Annotated in this window: 16 protein-coding genes; 3 read left to right on the forward strand and 13 right to left on the reverse strand. The window is 58.9% G+C overall.

Features of this window, described 5'->3' with window-relative positions:
• Positions 1–96: 96 nt before the first annotated feature.
• Positions 97–1017: a LysR family transcriptional regulator gene (locus EC915_RS23035; protein WP_133752816.1), complete on the reverse strand. Its 921-nt coding sequence runs from the start codon at positions 1015–1017 to the stop codon at positions 97–99.
• 102 nt (positions 1018–1119) lie between these two features.
• On the opposite strand from EC915_RS23035, the gene EC915_RS23040 reads away from it, so the two are divergent.
• The 3 genes from EC915_RS23040 (at position 1120) to EC915_RS23050 (ending at position 2862) form a co-directional block, all read left to right on the forward strand.
• Positions 1120–1818, forward strand: coding sequence for an MOSC domain-containing protein (locus tag EC915_RS23040; RefSeq protein WP_133752817.1), 699 nt, complete (start codon positions 1120–1122; stop codon positions 1816–1818).
• Positions 1815–2510, forward strand: coding sequence for an aminotransferase class III-fold pyridoxal phosphate-dependent enzyme (locus tag EC915_RS23045; RefSeq protein WP_133752818.1), 696 nt, complete (start codon positions 1815–1817; stop codon positions 2508–2510). Before EC915_RS23040 ends, EC915_RS23045 begins: the two co-directional genes overlap by 4 nt.
• 190 nt (positions 2511–2700) lie before the next feature.
• Positions 2701–2862 carry a YqaE/Pmp3 family membrane protein gene (locus EC915_RS23050; protein ID WP_092410636.1) on the forward strand — a complete coding sequence of 54 codons (162 nt, stop codon included), beginning with the start codon at positions 2701–2703 and terminating at the stop codon, positions 2860–2862.
• Positions 2863–3438: 576 nt separating this feature from the next.
• On the opposite strand, the gene EC915_RS23055 is transcribed toward EC915_RS23050, so the two are convergent.
• The 12 genes from EC915_RS23055 to EC915_RS23110 form a co-directional block, all read right to left on the reverse strand.
• Positions 3439–5265, reverse strand: a complete 1827-nt coding sequence (locus EC915_RS23055; protein WP_133752819.1) for a S9 family peptidase — start codon at positions 5263–5265, stop codon at positions 3439–3441.
• Entirely contained in the window at positions 5231–6382 is a 1152-nt protein-coding gene (pqqE, locus tag EC915_RS23060) for a pyrroloquinoline quinone biosynthesis protein PqqE (protein WP_133752820.1), read from the reverse strand. Before pqqE ends, EC915_RS23055 begins: the two co-directional genes overlap by 35 nt.
• Positions 6383–6389: 7 nt before the next feature.
• On the reverse strand, positions 6390–6680 hold the full coding sequence (gene pqqD, locus EC915_RS23065) for a pyrroloquinoline quinone biosynthesis peptide chaperone PqqD (protein WP_133752821.1): 291 nt from the start codon (positions 6678–6680) through the stop codon (positions 6390–6392).
• Entirely contained in the window at positions 6677–7432 is a 756-nt protein-coding gene (gene pqqC, locus EC915_RS23070; RefSeq protein ID WP_133752822.1) for a pyrroloquinoline-quinone synthase PqqC, read from the reverse strand. The genes pqqD and pqqC overlap by 4 nt, the downstream gene beginning before the upstream one ends.
• A gap of 150 nt (positions 7433–7582) precedes the next feature.
• Positions 7583–8494 (reverse strand): pyrroloquinoline quinone biosynthesis protein PqqB, encoded by a 912-nt coding sequence (gene pqqB / locus EC915_RS23075; RefSeq protein WP_133752823.1) that lies wholly within the window; start codon positions 8492–8494, stop codon positions 7583–7585.
• Positions 8495–8614: 120 nt separating this feature from the next.
• The gene (pqqA, locus tag EC915_RS23080; protein WP_003422658.1) at positions 8615–8689 is read right to left on the reverse strand and encodes a pyrroloquinoline quinone precursor peptide PqqA; all 75 of its coding nucleotides are present in this window, start codon (positions 8687–8689) and stop codon (positions 8615–8617) included.
• A gap of 187 nt (positions 8690–8876) precedes the next feature.
• On the reverse strand, positions 8877–11267 hold the full coding sequence (pqqF, locus tag EC915_RS23085; protein WP_133752824.1) for a pyrroloquinoline quinone biosynthesis protein PqqF: 2391 nt from the start codon (positions 11265–11267) through the stop codon (positions 8877–8879).
• Between the two features lie 189 nt (positions 11268–11456).
• Positions 11457–12257, reverse strand: a complete 801-nt coding sequence (locus tag EC915_RS23090) for a carbon-nitrogen hydrolase family protein (RefSeq protein WP_133752825.1) — start codon at positions 12255–12257, stop codon at positions 11457–11459.
• Between the two features lie 11 nt (positions 12258–12268).
• Positions 12269–13963, reverse strand: a complete 1695-nt coding sequence (locus tag EC915_RS23095; RefSeq protein WP_133752826.1) for an NAD(P)/FAD-dependent oxidoreductase — start codon at positions 13961–13963, stop codon at positions 12269–12271.
• Between the two features lie 163 nt (positions 13964–14126).
• Positions 14127–14588: an Lrp/AsnC family transcriptional regulator gene (locus EC915_RS23100; RefSeq protein WP_133752827.1), complete on the reverse strand. Its 462-nt coding sequence runs from the start codon at positions 14586–14588 to the stop codon at positions 14127–14129.
• Positions 14589–15039: 451 nt separating this feature from the next.
• Positions 15040–16080, reverse strand: coding sequence for an FUSC family protein (locus EC915_RS23105; protein WP_133752828.1), 1041 nt, complete (start codon positions 16078–16080; stop codon positions 15040–15042).
• Between the two features lie 95 nt (positions 16081–16175).
• Positions 16176–16339: transposase domain-containing protein (locus EC915_RS23110; protein WP_133752829.1), on the reverse strand; the 164-nt coding region annotated here is incomplete at its 5' end.

The following is a 16339-nucleotide window of genomic DNA, read 5'->3' on the forward strand; positions in this document are numbered from 1 at the left end:
GTAGGGAATGCCTGCCAGGATGGCGGGAAGAAAGGGAAGTCAAAAGGGAAACAGTCTGGAAAACCTCGCTTCGGCGGGGTTTTCTTTTATCTGGCTTCAGGAAATCGCCTTGGGCTGTGACAGCCCATCCACGGTCGGTTTCTCGACTTCATCGAGCACCGACTTGAGCAACTCCACCATTGCCTGCTGCCTTTGTGCATCGCGATACACTAGTCCGATCTGCAACGGTACCCGAGGCTCGCTCAACGGCTTCCATAACAACTCATCGTTTTCTTGAATATCCTGCGCGCGCCCCGGAAGTACCGTGGCCAGCTTCATGTGCGCAAGACTGTCGAGAATCCCCGACATATTGTTCAGCTCAGCCTGTACATGCGGACGACGCCCCAGATTGGCCAGTTGCGTCTGCCAGATCTGCCGCACCTGAAATTCTTCCCCGAGCAGCAGCATCGGCAGTTCAGCGGCCTGACTCACCGAAACTTTCCTGAATTCACGCAGTGGATGATTGGCGGGAATGACCACCTTGAGTTCGTCTTCATAAAGCAGCAGGCCATGCAACCCCGGCTGGCGCGGCGGCAGGTAGCTAATGCCGATGTCCAGCGAACCGTTGAGCAGGCGGCGCTCAATTTCCATCGCGCTCAGCTCGTAGATCTGCACCACCAGGTGAGGCTGTGCCTTGCGCACTTGCTCAAGCATCTGCGGCACCAGGCTCGAATGCACCGTTTGCATCACGCCAATGGCCAAGGTTCTTTGTGATTGTCCCTTGAAGTTGCGCAACGCGTCGCGAGCACGCTGCATGCCTTCAAGCAATGGCACTGCGTGGTTATAAAGCGTGTGAGCTGCGAGTGTCGGGAGCAGGCGCTTGCTGCTGCGCTCGAACAGGCTGACGTCGAGGCTGTGCTCGAGCAAACGGATCTGCTGTGAGAGCGCCGGTTGCGACAAGGAGAGCCGCTCGGCGGCGCGCCCCACATGGCCTTCTTCGTAGACCGCGACGAAATAGCGCAGTTGACGGAAATCCATAAGTGATTCTTATCGAAATGGCTGGAAAATCGAAATGGTTGTCCGGCTAGCTGGCGCATAGTCTACGCCCAAATCAAAGGGGCTGCAGGGCCATACCGCGCGATGAACAATGTCCAGCTTGAAGGCGTTTACATAGGTAAAGCGAAAAGTCTGGGTCATGGACTGATCAGCGATATCGACAAGCATCGAATGGATGGACGCGTATGGCTGTGGCCTCAGGGCCTGGGCAACGACGAGCACGGCGATCCGCGCTTTCACACCGGGCCCGAACGCGCCCTGCATCACTATCCCGCCGAGCACTACCGCTATTGGCGCAAGCGCTACCCGGCCATTGACTGGTGCGCGCCAGCGTTCGGCGAGAATCTTTCGTCCCACGGACTGACTGAAGAGCATGTCTGCCTGGGCGACATGTTTCGCTGGGGCGGGGCCCTGCTGCAGATCAGTCAGCCGCGCTCGCCGTGTTATCGGTTGAGCCATCGCTGGGGCATCGAAGGACTGCCGCAACACGCGCAGGACACTGGCCGCTGCGGTTGGGTTTATCGAGTGCTCAAGCCCGGCTTCGTCAAGCCTGAGGATTCGTTCGAACTGATTCAGCGCAGTTATCCCGGCTTGACCGTGGCCTGGGCGTTACGCAGTTTCTATCAGGAACCACTGGAGCACGCGGGTCTGAAAAAACTGGTCGATTGCCCGGCCTTGTCTTCCCGCTGGCGCGACATCGCCTTGAAACGTCTGCGCACCGGTCGCATCGAGGACTGGAGCGATCGTCTGTTGGGGCTGCCACTGGAAGGGCTGCGCGCATGAATCTGTCCAGACTGCTGCGCAATTGTGTTGCCAAAGAAGGTGCGCGCGAGCAGTCCCCTTTATTGTCTCCCTTGCAGCGTCTGCGCCAACGGACAGACAGTGACCAATCCGGGCTTTTCGTAGCCGAGCAGCAGGCCTGCGCCGCAGCCATGACGCTCGCGCGGCAGTGGGGCGAGCGTCATCGACGTGGCGAGTGCGGGGTGGTGGTCGCCTGCGGCGGACGTTTCGATGAGTTGATCGAATCGATGGTCAGCGACTTCCGTCGCGTGCCGTTCAATGACTTGCTGGCGATGGAGGCGGCTGTCGACTCCCGGACCGTGGCGATCATCCTTGAGCCGATGCAGGGCGACAGCGTCGTGACACCCGCATCGCATGCCTATGTTCAGGGCGTAGAGAGGCTCTGCCGCGAGTTGAATATTTTGCTGATCCTTCACGAAACGCGGGGCACACGCGGCCAGAGTGGCGGCCTTTTTTGCGAAGATACCTACAACGTGCGCGCCGATATCCTCGTGCTGGGCGATTACTCCAGCTGCAGCCCGCGATGCTCGGCCTTGCTCGCTCGGGGGCATGCCTGCACGGCGGAGATCGAAGAGCTGCAGGGCTATGTTCATGAGCCGATCTCTCGTCCCACCCCAGTGGCCCCGCCAGCTAAAGCGCTGCGTCAACCTGTCCCCACCGGCCTGATGGCCTGACCGGACCTGCCGCCACCTCATACCGTCTTGCGTTATTTACGCTCGCCCTGCACCGGAGACCTGGGTGTGGGGCGTTTTTTATCCAGAGAGTGACGATTCGGCCACCGCGCAGGGTGGAACCCCTGTAGCGGCGCAGGGTCGATTAGCTGTATGGCCCGAGTAGGCCATTTCCCAATCCGGAGCTTCACCCATGGACATCATCCGCATCATCTTCGCTATCCTCCTGCCACCCCTGGGCGTGTTCCTGCAAGTCGGCTTCGCTGGCGCATTCTGGCTCAACATCCTGCTGACTCTGCTGGGCTACATCCCCGGCATCATTCACGCCGTCTACATCATTGCCAGCCGCAAGTAAGTACGACCCCCGTTCGGTGCGCGCCTTGGCTAAGGCACAGATTGTTAGTCCCGCTTGGCTATCAGCTGGCGGCATCCGAAAGTCCGAAAGTGTGCTGGACTGTAGGACGCTTCTGAATTCAAGCCGCTGGGTTGTCCACCCGTATAGCCCGCGCTGGTCTTCGCCCCGTCGTTGTAATCAATGACCGGATTTAGCGATCCGATCTCTCAAAGCGCATCAGCGTTTGCCTCTTGCCTTAAGCTCTGCTTGAGGCGCGTGTCATGGCGGCTGTGCGTCGGAGACCCTCAGGTCTGCCGGTATCTTTGAGGCCGGTTCGCTAACCCTCGCACAGCTGCCACCTTTCGCCTCCTCAGGTGAGTCGGTCAACGATGACTGCTTCGAACCCAAAACCTTCGTCCAGAACGGCCTCCAAATCTGCAGCCTCATGCTGGAGGATCAAGCTTGTTGGGGAGCGAATTCATTGGCGGAAAATAGCCCAGCCGATGGAGATTTATCACCTGCACGACTGCTCGGCGGATGACCCCCAGAATGATTTCGCCCCCAGAGGGCATGGGCCTGCCGATTTAAGCCGTTGCCTTAACCATCAATCACCTTCCTATAAAAAGCCCATTCAGTTTCCAGCGCGTGGGCCTGATTACTGGCTTTGCGCAAGCCGTGACGTTCTTCAGGGTAGAAGTGGCCTTCGGCGGGGATGCCGTTGTCCAGTAATGCGGCGAGCATATCGCGGGTCTGGGCAGGGACAACCACGGCATCGAGTTCGCCCTGAAAGAAGATCACCGGCACCTTGATCTGGTTGGCGTGCAGCAACGGCGTGCGTTCCTGATAACGGGCGATCTCTGTGTCCGGATCGCCGATCAACCAGTCCAGATAATCTGCCTCGAACTTGTGCGTTGCCTTGGCCAACGCCAATGGATCGCTGACACCGTAGAGACTGGCGCCACCGCGAAACACATCCTTGAACGCCAACGCGCACAAGGTTGTATAGCCACCCGCGCTGCCGCCGCGAATGAACGCCTTGCTCGGGTCGATAAGGCCCTGATTGCCCAGGTAGTCGACCACCGCGCAGGCGTCCTCGACGTCCACTACGCCCCATTCCAGGAACAGCGCTTGTCGATAGGCGCGGCCATAACCGGCGCTGCCACGGTAGTTGAGATCAGCGACGGCGAACCCGCGTTGCGTCCAGAACTGGATGCGCGGGTCGAGCACCGGATAGCAAGCCGAAGTCGGCCCACCATGGATGAATACAACCAGTGGCGGTTTTTCGTCGCCGGTCATCGAAGGATAAAAATACCCATGGGCCTCGCCCGAACCGCTGGGGTAGCGCAGGGTTTGCGGGAGGCTGATGCGCTCGGCGGGCAAGGGCGCTATACCTCCAGCCATGACCTGCACGCTTTTGTCAGCGCGGCTGATCGCCAGGACGGCGGACGGGCTCGTGGCAGACGCTGCGATGCAATAGATGTACTGATCATCCAGCGCCAGGCTGCGGAAACGGCTGTAGGGCCCACTGAAATCTTCAAACGAGCCGTCGGGCAAGCGCACACCCAGCACCCCGAGCCCGTCTTGCGACCAACTGGCCACGTAGGCGCCCTCATTCAGCGGCAGCCAACTTGAGCCACCCAGTTGCCAGGGAGCCGGCGCGTGGTCGGATTCGGCAGCGGGCAATGCTTCGAAGCCTTCCAGCGTCTCGACCCATGGCTGCCAAAAACCTGCGCGGTCGGTCAGGCAATACAGTTGGCCTTGTGCATCAAAGCGCGGCTGTTGCAGTGCTTCAAGCCCCAGTCCGCCGGCCAGGCAGTGCGGACGACCCCAATTGGCATCCGGTTGACGTTCGACGCTCAGCAGTCTGGTCGATGTCCAGGGTTGATGCGGGCGCCACCATTCGACCCATACCAGCCGATTGCCGTCGGGACTCAGCGTTGGCGCGGCATAGAAATCGGCACCCTCGGCTAGTACATGGCGTTGGCCATCCGCGAGGTCAATCGCCACAAGCCGATGCACGTCATGATCTTCCTCAACCGCCAGAATCTGCCCACGCGCGAACCGCACATCGCCATAGCGTTTATCGCTTTGGGTCAGGGCTTGCGGGGTATGGGCATCAAAGGGTTGAAGGTAGATCTGCTGATCGGCCTCATTGACGAACGCCAGCGACTCATCGGTCAGGCAGAACGAACCGCCACCGTATTCGTAGACCCGGCTGCGCACGCTGAAACCGTCCGGGGTCAGGCACGTGGTTGCACCATTACTCCAGCGCCAGATGCGCGACGCTGCGTCCTGCGGACGATATTCGTTCCAGAAGAGGCCGGCGGGGCTGACACTCAGTTCGGCAAAATCGGTGCCAGCCGCCACGGCCTGAGCGGCAGAGAACAGGTCAGGATTTGGCGATGAGGCGAGAATTTCGTTCATTGCGGAAGGCCAGTTGCTCGATGGTCTGGCTAGCATACTCGGCTTCGTCGCGCGCTTGGGTGATCAGACTGTGTTGCGGCGACTTGCTGCACACCGGGTCCGCATTGCTCGCATCGCCGGTGAGCATGAAGGCCTGACAGCGGCAACCTCCAAAGTCCTTCTCCTTCTCGTCGCAAGACCGACAAGGCTCGGGCATCCATTCGTACCCGCGAAAGCGATTGAAGCCGAAGGATTCGTACCAGATGTGTTGCATGCTGTGATCGCGCACATTGGGGAACTGGATCGGCATCTGCCGAGCGCCGTGGCAAGGTAGCGCAGTGCCATCCGGGGTCACGGTCAGGAACAGATTGCCCCAGCCATTCATGCAGGCCTTGGGGCGCTCTTCGTAATAATCGGGGGTGACGAAGATCAATTTGACCGGATGATTTTCGGCCGCCAGCGTGACGCGATATTCGTTGGTAATGCGCTCGGCACGTACCAACTGATCCTTGGTCGGCAGCAAGCCGACGCGGTTCAGTTGCGCCCAGCCGTAGAACTGACAGGTGGCCAGCTCGACGAAGTCCGCTTCCAGTGCCACACACAACTCGATGATCTTGTCGATCCTGTCGATGTTGTGCCGGTGGGTCACGAAATTCAGCACCATCGGATAACCGTGCTTTTTTACTGCCCGAGCCATTTCCAGCTTCTGCGCGAAGGCTTTTTTCGAGCCCGCGAGCATGTTGTTTACTTGCTCATCGCTGGCTTGAAAGCTGATCTGAATATGATCCAGACCTGCTTCCTTGAAATCGATGATCTTCTGCTCGGTCAAGCCGATGCCAGAGGTGATCAGATTGGTGTAGAAGCCCAGTCGGCGGGCTTCGCCGATCAATTCGGCCAGGTCCTGACGCACCAGAGGTTCGCCACCGGAGAAGCCGATCTGCGCCGCGCCCATCTGCCGTGCTTGGGCCATGACCTTGAACCATTGCTCGGTGCTCAGTTCCTGGCCCTGTTTTGCGAAGTCCAGCGGGTTGGAGCAATACGGGCATTGCAGCGGACAGCGATAGGTCAGCTCGGCGAGCAGCCACAGCGGCAGCCCGATGGGGGGTGTCGGTGGAATAGGGACGTGCGGCTCAGTCACTGCAGGCTCATTGGCCAGTGATGGGGGTAAGTTCGATCCAGTGTTCAACACGCGCGACCTCCATGAATTGCTCGATGTCTTGACCGAGCTCGGGAACGCCGGGGAATTTCTCGTCGAGCAGCGCAATGATTGCGCCGACGCTGCGCTGGCCGTCGATCAAACCGCCAATCGCACTCGCGCTCTCGTTGAGCTTGATCATGCCTTCCGGGTACAACAGCACGTGGCCATTCTGCGCCGGTTCGAACTGGAAGCGATAACCCCGACGCCAGCTTGGCACCTGTTCACGGTTGAAGCTCATAGGGCGATTCCTTTATGCCAGACCCGTTGATCGGTGACGCTATGGTAGGGCGGACGGTGCAGCTCGTAGGCCATGCTCATGGCGTCCAGCATGCTCCACAAAATGTCGAGTTTGAACTGCAGGATTTCCAGCATGCGCTGCTGGCCTTCCCACGTTGTGTAGTGCTGCAGGGTGATCGCCAGGCCATGTTCCACGTCACGCCGGGCCTGACCCAGACGGGTGCGGAAATATTCATAGCCTGCCGGGTCGATCCACGGGTAATGCTGCGGCCAGCTGTCCAGGCGCGACTGATGGATCTGCGGCGCGAACAATTCGGTCAGCGAGCTGCTGGCCGCTTCCTGCCAGTTGGCGCGCCGGGCGAAATTCACATAGGCGTCGACGGCAAATCGTACGCCCGGCAGCACCAATTCCTGCGAACGCAACTGGTCTGGGTCCAGCCCTACGGCTTGACCCAGACGCAACCAAGCCTCGATACCGCCGTCTTCACCGGGCGCACCGTCGTGATCCAGCAGGCGCTGAATCCACTCGCGACGGATTTCACGGTCCGGGCAGTTGGCCAGGATGGCCGCGTCTTTAAGCGGAATATTCACCTGGTAATAGAAGCGGTTGGCGACCCAGCCCTGAATCTGCTCACGGGTCGCACGGCCCTCATACATCGCCACCTGGAAAGGGTGGTAGATGTGGTAGTACGCGCCCTTGGCACGCAAGGCCTGTTCGAATTCAGCGGGGGAAAGCGGCGTTGCTTCGCTCATGTCGGCAGTCTTCCTTACGAATTTATGGCTGACCCTGTGGGAGCGAGGTCATTCGCGGTGCGCCCGTACAGTCGACCCGATGGTTGGCTGGGGCATCTTCCGCGAATGAATTCGCTTGCGCGGTTCCTTCGATGCTCGGACTCATCAATCTCAAAGCTCGATGCTCATGCCATCGAAGGCCACTTCAACGTTCTGGCGGGCCAGTTCGGCGCGTTCAGCGGAGTCTTCATCAAGAATCGGGTTGGTATTGTTGATGTGGATAAGCACTTTGCGCTGTTCAGGCAGCTTTTCCAGCACCTCCAGCATGCCACCCGGGCCGTTCTGCGCCAGATGACCCATCTCTGTGCCAGTGCGAGTGCCCACCCCGCGGCGTTTCATCTCGTCGTCATCCCACATCGTGCCGTCTACCAACAGACAGTCGGCGCCGCTCATTTTTTCCATGAGGGCATCATCGACCTTGCCCAGACCCGGCGCGTAAAACAGTTTTCCGCCGGTTTTCAGGTCTTCGACCATCAGCCCGATGTTATCGCCGGGGTGTGGGTCGAATCGGTGTGGCGAGTAGGGCGGTGCGGCGCTGCGCAGTGGGAAGGGAGTAAAGCGCAAGTTCGGACAGGCCGGGATCACGAAGCTGCCTTCCAGCTCGATGCGATTCCAGACCAGGCCGCCGTTCCAATGCTTGAGCATGTTGAACAGCGGGAAGCCGGTGCTCAGGTCTTCGTGGACCATCTCCGTGCACCAGACCTGATGCGGGCAACCTTCGCGCAGGCTAAGCAGGCCGGTGGTGTGGTCAATCTGGCTGTCCATCAAAATGATCGCGCTGATCCCGGTGTCACGCAGGCCGCGATTGGGCTGCATGGGGGCGAAGCCTTGCAACTGGGCGCGGATGTCCGGGGAGGCGTTGCACAAGATCCAATTAACGCCGTCATCTGACAGGGCGATGGACGACTGCGTGCGGGCATGAGCCCTCAAGCTGCCGTCGCGAAAGCCTGCGCAGTTGACGCAGTTGCAGTTCCACTGAGGAAAACCGCCGCCCGCAGCCGAGCCGAGAATCTGGATGTGCATGTGTACTCCGTACCGAATGGGGCAATGGCGCCCACTGTTGCGCCAGAACGCCGCGCCCTGAAATCTTTGATGCTGTAACAAAAAAGCCCCGGCGAACCGAGGCTTTTCACCGCGCAGAAATCAACGGCTTGCGAAGTACATGGTGACTTCAAAGCCGATACGCAGATCGGTATAAGCAGGTTTGGTCCACGACATAGGAAACTCCTTCCGGGTGAGTGCAGCGGTGGGTGAGCACTTCTTTAGTACACCTGCAAGAGGAGACGTTCAAATGCTTAGGGGGCTATGTTACTAAAAATATCGCGCTGCCGATGATCAAATATCCGATAAAGCTTTTTGCATTTACGGCAATGATTACGGGCGTTAAAGCCTTTGAGTCCAAGGGTCAGGGGGGGCTGGACAAACCGAAGACAAAGGCTTCAGGACGAGCGATTCTTCTGGCCGATTCAAGCAACTCATCAAGATGAAGATGTGCAAGAGAATGTTGCAGATGCGCCGCGTAGTCTGCAGCGTGCCCGGCGAGATGAGCTTGCCAGAGCATTTCAGCGGCCTGATGAGTGTCCATGGTCAATGGATCGAGCTGGCTTAACAGGACTGATCGCTGCGCCGGGATATCGGCCGTTTCGACCCGCCCGGGCAATGTCTCCATGAATGTCGTGATGTGTTCGGCCAGCTGCATCGCACTGGCGTTGGGGGACTGCACCCCGAACAGCATTCCGCCGTGCCCGGCAATCTGTCGGAAACCGCTGAAAACCGCGTAGCCCAACTGCAGTTCGACGCGTAAACGCTGATAGAACGGCCCTTGCACCACGTGAGCAAAAAAGCGCCACATGGCCTCGTCTTCGATGCTTGCAGACGGTGTTGGGTAAAACATCAGCACAGCCTGTTCCGATGAGTCTGAAGGTTCGGTTGCCCAACGCTTCGTCGTGCATGCGGGTAACGTTATCGGTTGATCGTCAGGTGTGCCGGGAGTCGCGCGCAGGGCGTTAATCAGAGCCGCTCGGCTGGCGCCTTGAATGCCCGTCGCAAAGCCGACCCAGCGCGCCGTTTCCCAAACGCTGTGCAGGTTGTCTGTTGGTGCACTGCATAGGCTGTTTAAAAAATGATCAGGCAGTGTCTTGAGCAGTTGTCGAATCGGGATTGAGGCAGGCCCTATGGCTGATTGCCCGTAACGTGTTCGGGTTTGGCTGTCGGGACTGCTCAGCCGGTTTAACGCCTGTTCGAGGACGGCGGGAAGCGGTTCTGCCAAGCCGCTTACCTGCAGCTGCCAATGGTCACCGTAAGCGCTGAACGCCAGTCTCACTCCGGCTTGTTCGGCGTCGGCAATCAAGGTTTGCAGGCTGTCGTTGAGCATGAGGTGCAGGTTTGGCTGCGGGGTCGAGAGCGTCCAGCGCAGGTAAAGGGTGCCCTCGTCAGTGGCAGGCATCCTGTCGCTGAAGGTCAGCGACGCCGGGGCTGGCGTTTGGAGGAAATGCGCGTTGGACGGGTACAGAAACGGATTGGGCCGGGGCAGACGCCATTCGGCATCCGCACAGGCTGCTTTTGGCAATTGAGGTGCTGCCTGAAGCAGTGATTGCGGCACGAGAGTATCGAGCAGGACCTCGAGTGCGCGTATCGCCTGATGCGAAAGACCGGACTTGCAGGTTGAAGCACTGTAGTGACGGGCCAGGGGCAGTGCACTTAGGACTGCAAGCCGACGCGTTTCAAGCAGCGTGTATTCGTCCAGCAGTTGGCGATGGTGGGCTTTGAAGAAAGTCAGCCAACTGAAGATCAGACGGTGGATCTCTGCTGTTTGGCTTGGCCTTATCGTGGGCAGGTATGCAATGTTCTCAGTAAGGACAACCTCGATGTGCAGCAAAGCCTGCCCGGCAAACTCATACAACACCTCGGCCTTAAACGACTCGATCAACTCGCGATCACGCAACTGCGCGGCCAGCCCTCCCGCTTGTGCGTTGTGCATCCAGGTGCAGAGAAAGGCGGCGGCGTGCTCGTGACCGACTGGAAGCCCTTCGCAGGGGAAAATCAGGTGCATCCGACGAGGATCGGTCTGTATTTGCGGTACGAGCTGATCATCGACAAGTGCAGGAGGTTTCAACTGCTCAACCTGGCTGCCTTCAGTGAAATATCCACCGAACGTGGCCGCCACTGCGTGTAGCTCATCCAGCGGTTGCGGACCCGCGAGGCTCAACGTCATCTGGCCCGCTTGATAGAAGGTCCGATAAAAATCCTGCAATGCCTGCTGAAATGCCGGACGAGGAACCGGCAGGCTGTAACGGTTGCCCGCATGAAACCAGCGTAAAGGGTGTAACGCGGACAACGGCTGGAGAAGTTTCAATTGATCGCGTGCGGCGATGTCTCGTGCCCATGCAATGAATTCGGCGTGCAGGACTTCACGCTCACGCAGCTGATCGGCCTTGGTCATACGCGGATGAACGAGCATTTCGCATAAACGCTCCAGCCCACCGGCAAATGCCCCAGGAGGCAGTTCGAAAAAGAAATCGGTGGTGCGTTCGCGGGTGCTGGCGTTGACCTGCCCGCCGTGACGCTGGACGTAGGTCATCAGGTTCTGCTCGGCAGGGAAGCGCGCAGTGCCAAGGAAGAAAAGATGTTCAAGAAAGTGCGCGAGCCCCGGCCATTGGGGCGGGACATCATGACTGCCCGCCGCCACCCGCAACGCCGCTGCACATCGCTTGAGCCTTGGCGCCGAACACAGCACCAGGCGCAACCCGTTGGACAGCGTCAGGGAGCGATGGGCGGGGGAAGGGGACGCAGGCATGACGATTTCCGCAATGGCGAAGGAAAGAGACTGCTCATGCTAGCGGATTACAGAGGACGTGACGTAGGGCTGTGCGCATCACCTGATACTGCACAAATGCCCTGTAGGCGCGAATTGATTCGCGATGCGGAAGCACTACCGACAGAGGCGTTTCGCAACGATCAGCCTTTGTCGGGATATCGCCCGGACTCAGTGTTTGACCAGTCCCAAATAAAACCCCGGTCGTCGATCCTTGAAATAGGTAGTGATCGCCTGCGACTCGCTTATCGCCTGTCGATCCAGATCCACCACCACCAACCTTTCCTCCTGTCCAGCAAGCCCGACTTGCTTGCCGTCCGGTGCACTGATGCTGCTCAAACCGCAGTAATGAATGTCGCCCTCACTGCCGCAGTAGTTGGCATAGACCAGATAGCACTGATTTTCGAAGGCTCTGGCACGCACGGTGACTTCGCAAACGAAGTCATAGGGCGCCATATTGGCGGTCGGCACCAGAATCAGGTCAGCCCCCGCCAATGCCAGCCGGCGTGTGTTCTCAGGAAACTCCACGTCGTAGCAGATGAGAAACCCCAGCTTCCAGCCGTTAAGTTCAACGATAGGAAAATGCTCGTCGCCGGCGCTGAACATGGATTTGTCCAGCTCGCCATACAGATGCGTCTTACGGTAATTGCAGCGTCGTGAGCCTTGCGCGTCAATCAACTGCACGGCGTTGTAGACCTGATCATCGGCGCTCAGCTCAGGGTAGCCGTACAGAATCGCAATGCCGTTGGTCTTGGCTATCTCGGCAACCTCCAGCGCAGCGTCTCCGTCGCTGGGTTGCGCCAATGCCCGCGCGGCCTTGGCGCCGATGTTGTAGCCGCTCAAAAACATCTCCGGGAAAACCAGCAGCGCGGCGCCTTGCTTCGAGGCCGCGGCTGCCTGTGCCTTGAGGCGCGCAAGATTGCTGCGGATTTCCAGCGGCAGTGGCAGGCATTGATAGAGGGCTACGCGCATCAGGGTTTCCTTTATTCAGGCAAAGCGATCGGGCCGATCTCATGAAACGCATCGCCTGGCCCCGGGTTTTGGGTGTGAGTCTTGCCCCCAAAGTGGGTCATGATGCCCCACACCGCATTCAGCGAAGTCTGCACCGCGCCCTCGACCCAGGCCGGGGTCCAGGACACATCGTCACCGGCGATGAAAATGCCGCGCTGCTCGTCGGGCATGTCCTTTTGCATGAAATGTGCGTACATCCGCTGGTTATAGCGATAGTGACCCGGCAGCGCGCCCTTGAAGGCACCGAGAAAATGCGGATCGGATTCCCACGACACAGTGATCGGATCGCCGATGATACGCGCGGCAATATCCACTTTCGGATAGATCTTCTTCAACGAGCCAAGTGCCAGGCTGACGCGCTTTTCCACCGGGTGCGGCAGCATTTTCAGCGCATCGCTCATCCACGAGTACGACAGACAAATCACCCCTGGCTTTTCCACGCCATTGGCGTAAGTGCCGTTGTCGAACAGGTACGTGCCACGGGTCAGGCGATCGGTGAGCGTCATGCTCATCAGGTCGCGGCCGGTTTCCGGGTCTTTGTCCTTCCAGAACGGGCGGTCGACCATCACGAAGGTTTTGGACGACTGCATGTAGCGCGTGCGGTCCAGGGCCATCCACATTTTCTGCGAGAACAGTGATTCCTCGCATTCGATCTGAGTGGTCAGCAACCAGCTTTGGCAGGTCGCCAGGACCACATCATAGTGCCGGATATCACCCAGATTGTCGGTGACCGCGAATTGCCCGTCGGCAGCACGGGCAATGCGTTTCACACCGGTTCGCGGCGCGCCACGATGCAGGCTCGAGAGGGTGGTACCTTGCGGCCAGTGGGCGCAGCGCTCGGGGGCATGCCGCCAGATGCCCATCGGCACCTGACCCACGCCACCGACGATCAGGTGCTGATGATCGTCGCAGTTGGTCATGACCACGCGGAAAATTTCCAGCATCGAGTTGGGGAAGTCAGAGTCCCAGCCACCGGTGCCGAACCCGACCTGGCCGAACACTTCGCGGTGATAGAAGGACAGCTTGGCAAAGGCCTTGGAAGTGGCGACGAAGTCATAAAACGTGCGGTCATCCCACAACGGCACCAGTCTGTCCCACAGCTCTTTGAGGCGCGGCACGTCACGATCACGGATGGCTTGCTGAATGTCGGCGAATTGCGCGCCATCTTCCAGTGCATCGGCCCAGGCGTCAGCCACTTCCTGAAACAGCGCAGGCAAGTCCGACAACTTTTGTGCGTAATGCGTGCTGCCTTCCAGGTCGATCACCGTACTGCCGGATGCAGCGGTCAGCGGATTGGGGAAGGGTTTTGATTCCAGCCCCAGTTTGTCCACGTAGTGATAGAACGCCGTGGACGACACCGGAAAACGCATGCCACCCAACTCGGCAATGATGCCTTCGGCACCTTCGAACTGCTGTGAACGCAGCCGCCCGCCCATTTTCGAAGCTTCGTATACGACTGGCTTGAGGCCGAGCTTCATCAGCTCATACGCTGCGACCAGACCGGCAATACCTGCGCCGACAATGGCCACTTCCTTGCCAAGGTTGTCGTTCGGAATACTGCCCAGGCCTGCGGGATGCTCAATCCAATCGTCGAAGGCAAAAGGAAAATCCGGGCCAAAACTGGTGATCGGTTTTTTGCCGTCGACGGGGTGGCGATTATTCTTCATGACTGACCTTGTTCGACTGTGACGCGAAAAAGGAAAGTTTAAATAAGTGTTAAGACGTTAATAAGATGCAGAGTGTCGTCGTTCTGTAGAGTTTTTAAGCAAAGTGACGATGTGAAAGTGAATTGCGACGATGATACACGCTCACGTGGCGCATGTGCGTGGACTAGACCGGCTGCCCACGATCAATCTTGCTGCTAAGGATGATCGACGTCGTGGTCTTCTCGACCCCGTCGACGCTGCCAATCAGGTCCAGCAACTGATCCAGTTGCTCTGGCGAATCGGTGCGCAGCCAAGCCACGTAATCGAACTCTCCACTCACCGCGCACAACTGTTGTACCTGCGCCAGAGCAGTCAAACGGCGCAGCACTTCCTTGCCGGACCTGGGCTGCACGGTGATTCCGACATAAGCCTGCAAGCCGCCATCGACCAGGCGCTGACTCAGCCGCACGCCATAGCCGGTGATGATTCTGGCCTTTTCCAGACGAGCCAGCCGCGACGTTACAGTGGTGCGGGCGATGCCTAACTGGCGGGCGAGATTGGCGACCGGCTCGCGAGCGTTGATCTGCAGCGCAGCGATCAATTGACGGTCGATGTCATCGAGGGCAGGAGGGCGGTTATCGGACAAGGGCGAATCTCCATCGGCAAGCAGGTGATGGTAGGAGATTCTGTGGCCGACCGGGAGATATTCAGGTGCAACAATCATCCTGCGAGCTCACGAGGGCTGACTTACAGAACCGGCATCTGCTGCTGATGTGATGGCTCTTCATCCGATGTCGACCCAGAGCGCGTTTATTTCCGCAGGGGGGCGCTTTTGCTGCGCGACAGAAACCTTAACTTTTATAATCCGGTGCCACGCGATCCAGCATCCTATCTATCTACCTGCGCGGCCACCGCGCAACCGGCCCTGGTATGTCGGCACTGCTGGCGGCTGATCAAGGGTGGGATCTGTGCACGAGATCATTTTCGATGCGAACTGGCAGCTCTATTCGCAGCCGCCAGCATTCTTGCGAATGCATTTGCATTCAGTTCGGCGATGGCTCTAGTGCGATGAAATCAGGCGAGGGATATAAAAAGGCTCAGATCTTCCACTTATTCGCAGTCTTCGCCAGCCGCTGCTGAAGCCCTTCGATATTCAGCGCCAGTTGGCGATTCATCAACTGATAGCCCAATACTTCCGCTGAGACGGCAGGGTTTTCCGGGCCCATCGCCAGAGACTCGGTCGGGCGATCCAGACGCTCTGTAGCGCCGCTCTGAAGAGCCCGCGCCATGCCGACCAATATGCGCCGAATCCGGCGCTGTTCCGCGTTCATACCCACATTGCCCATGTCCGCAGGACGCAGATTCGAGAGGATTTCCAGCGTGCTCAGGCACATGCGGAAATGCCCCTGGATGGCGTCCAGCTCGACCAGTGAGATCTTCACCTCTTTGGACACCGAAGGGATCAGCGAACGCAATTGCAGCATCGTCCCGTTCAGTCGTGCGGTCAGCTTGCGGTGTTCATCGGCCGCAATCGACTGTCCGCTGCTGATGCGCTCATACACCTTGGCGCAATCGCGCAGACCACTGGCCAGGTTGTAGCGCCACGAATACACCGCATACAGCGGCAGCGCGAAAGAAAACGCCAGGGCCAGGCCGATGCCGATCAGAATATCCACCGTGCGCCAAAGGCCGTCAGTGATAGGGTTATCCCCATGCCCAGCAACGATGAACAGCGTAATCGCCGACAGCAACGCGGTATAACCGCCCTTGCCGATGGCGTGATACGCGAAGAAACCGCAGATCAACGACATGATCAGGTAGGTCAGCAGCGGCATGCCCAGATAACTCTCCTGCGCCACCACCGCCAATCCCAGCGCTGCTCCGATCAACGTCCCGTATGCGCGCTCCACCGACTTCTTGCCGATATTGCCATGATGCTGCAACCCGCCGATCACGATCAGCATTGTGACCGACGCCCACTCACCGTGAGGCAGATTGATGCCGGTCGTTAGCAGTATCGAAACCAACAGACCGACCACAATGCGCCCGGCGTGGATATAACGCGCGTGACGATAACGGCGGTACGGGTCCAGAAGAGGACGCAGGATACGGCGCAGTAGGAGCGTGGGTGTGTTCATGGGGTTACAGACCGTTGAACGGGTGAATATATCCACCCAGAAACACAAAAGCCGCGCAATGCGCGTAAGCGTCCGCCGAAGTCACCTTGCACGACTTAAGCAGATACCCACTGATGCGGCAGCAGTTGCTCAATCTCACTCGCTCGCTGCGTCGGCAACCGCGTCAGCACATCTTTAAGATAGGCATACGGATCGTGCCCATTCATGCGCGCCGATTGGATCAAACTCATGATCGCCGCCGCCCGCTTGCCGCTGCGAA

Source organism: Pseudomonas sp. LP_7_YM (genome assembly GCF_004364435.1).
In the GTDB taxonomy this organism is placed as follows: Bacteria; Pseudomonadota; Gammaproteobacteria; order Pseudomonadales; family Pseudomonadaceae; genus Aquipseudomonas.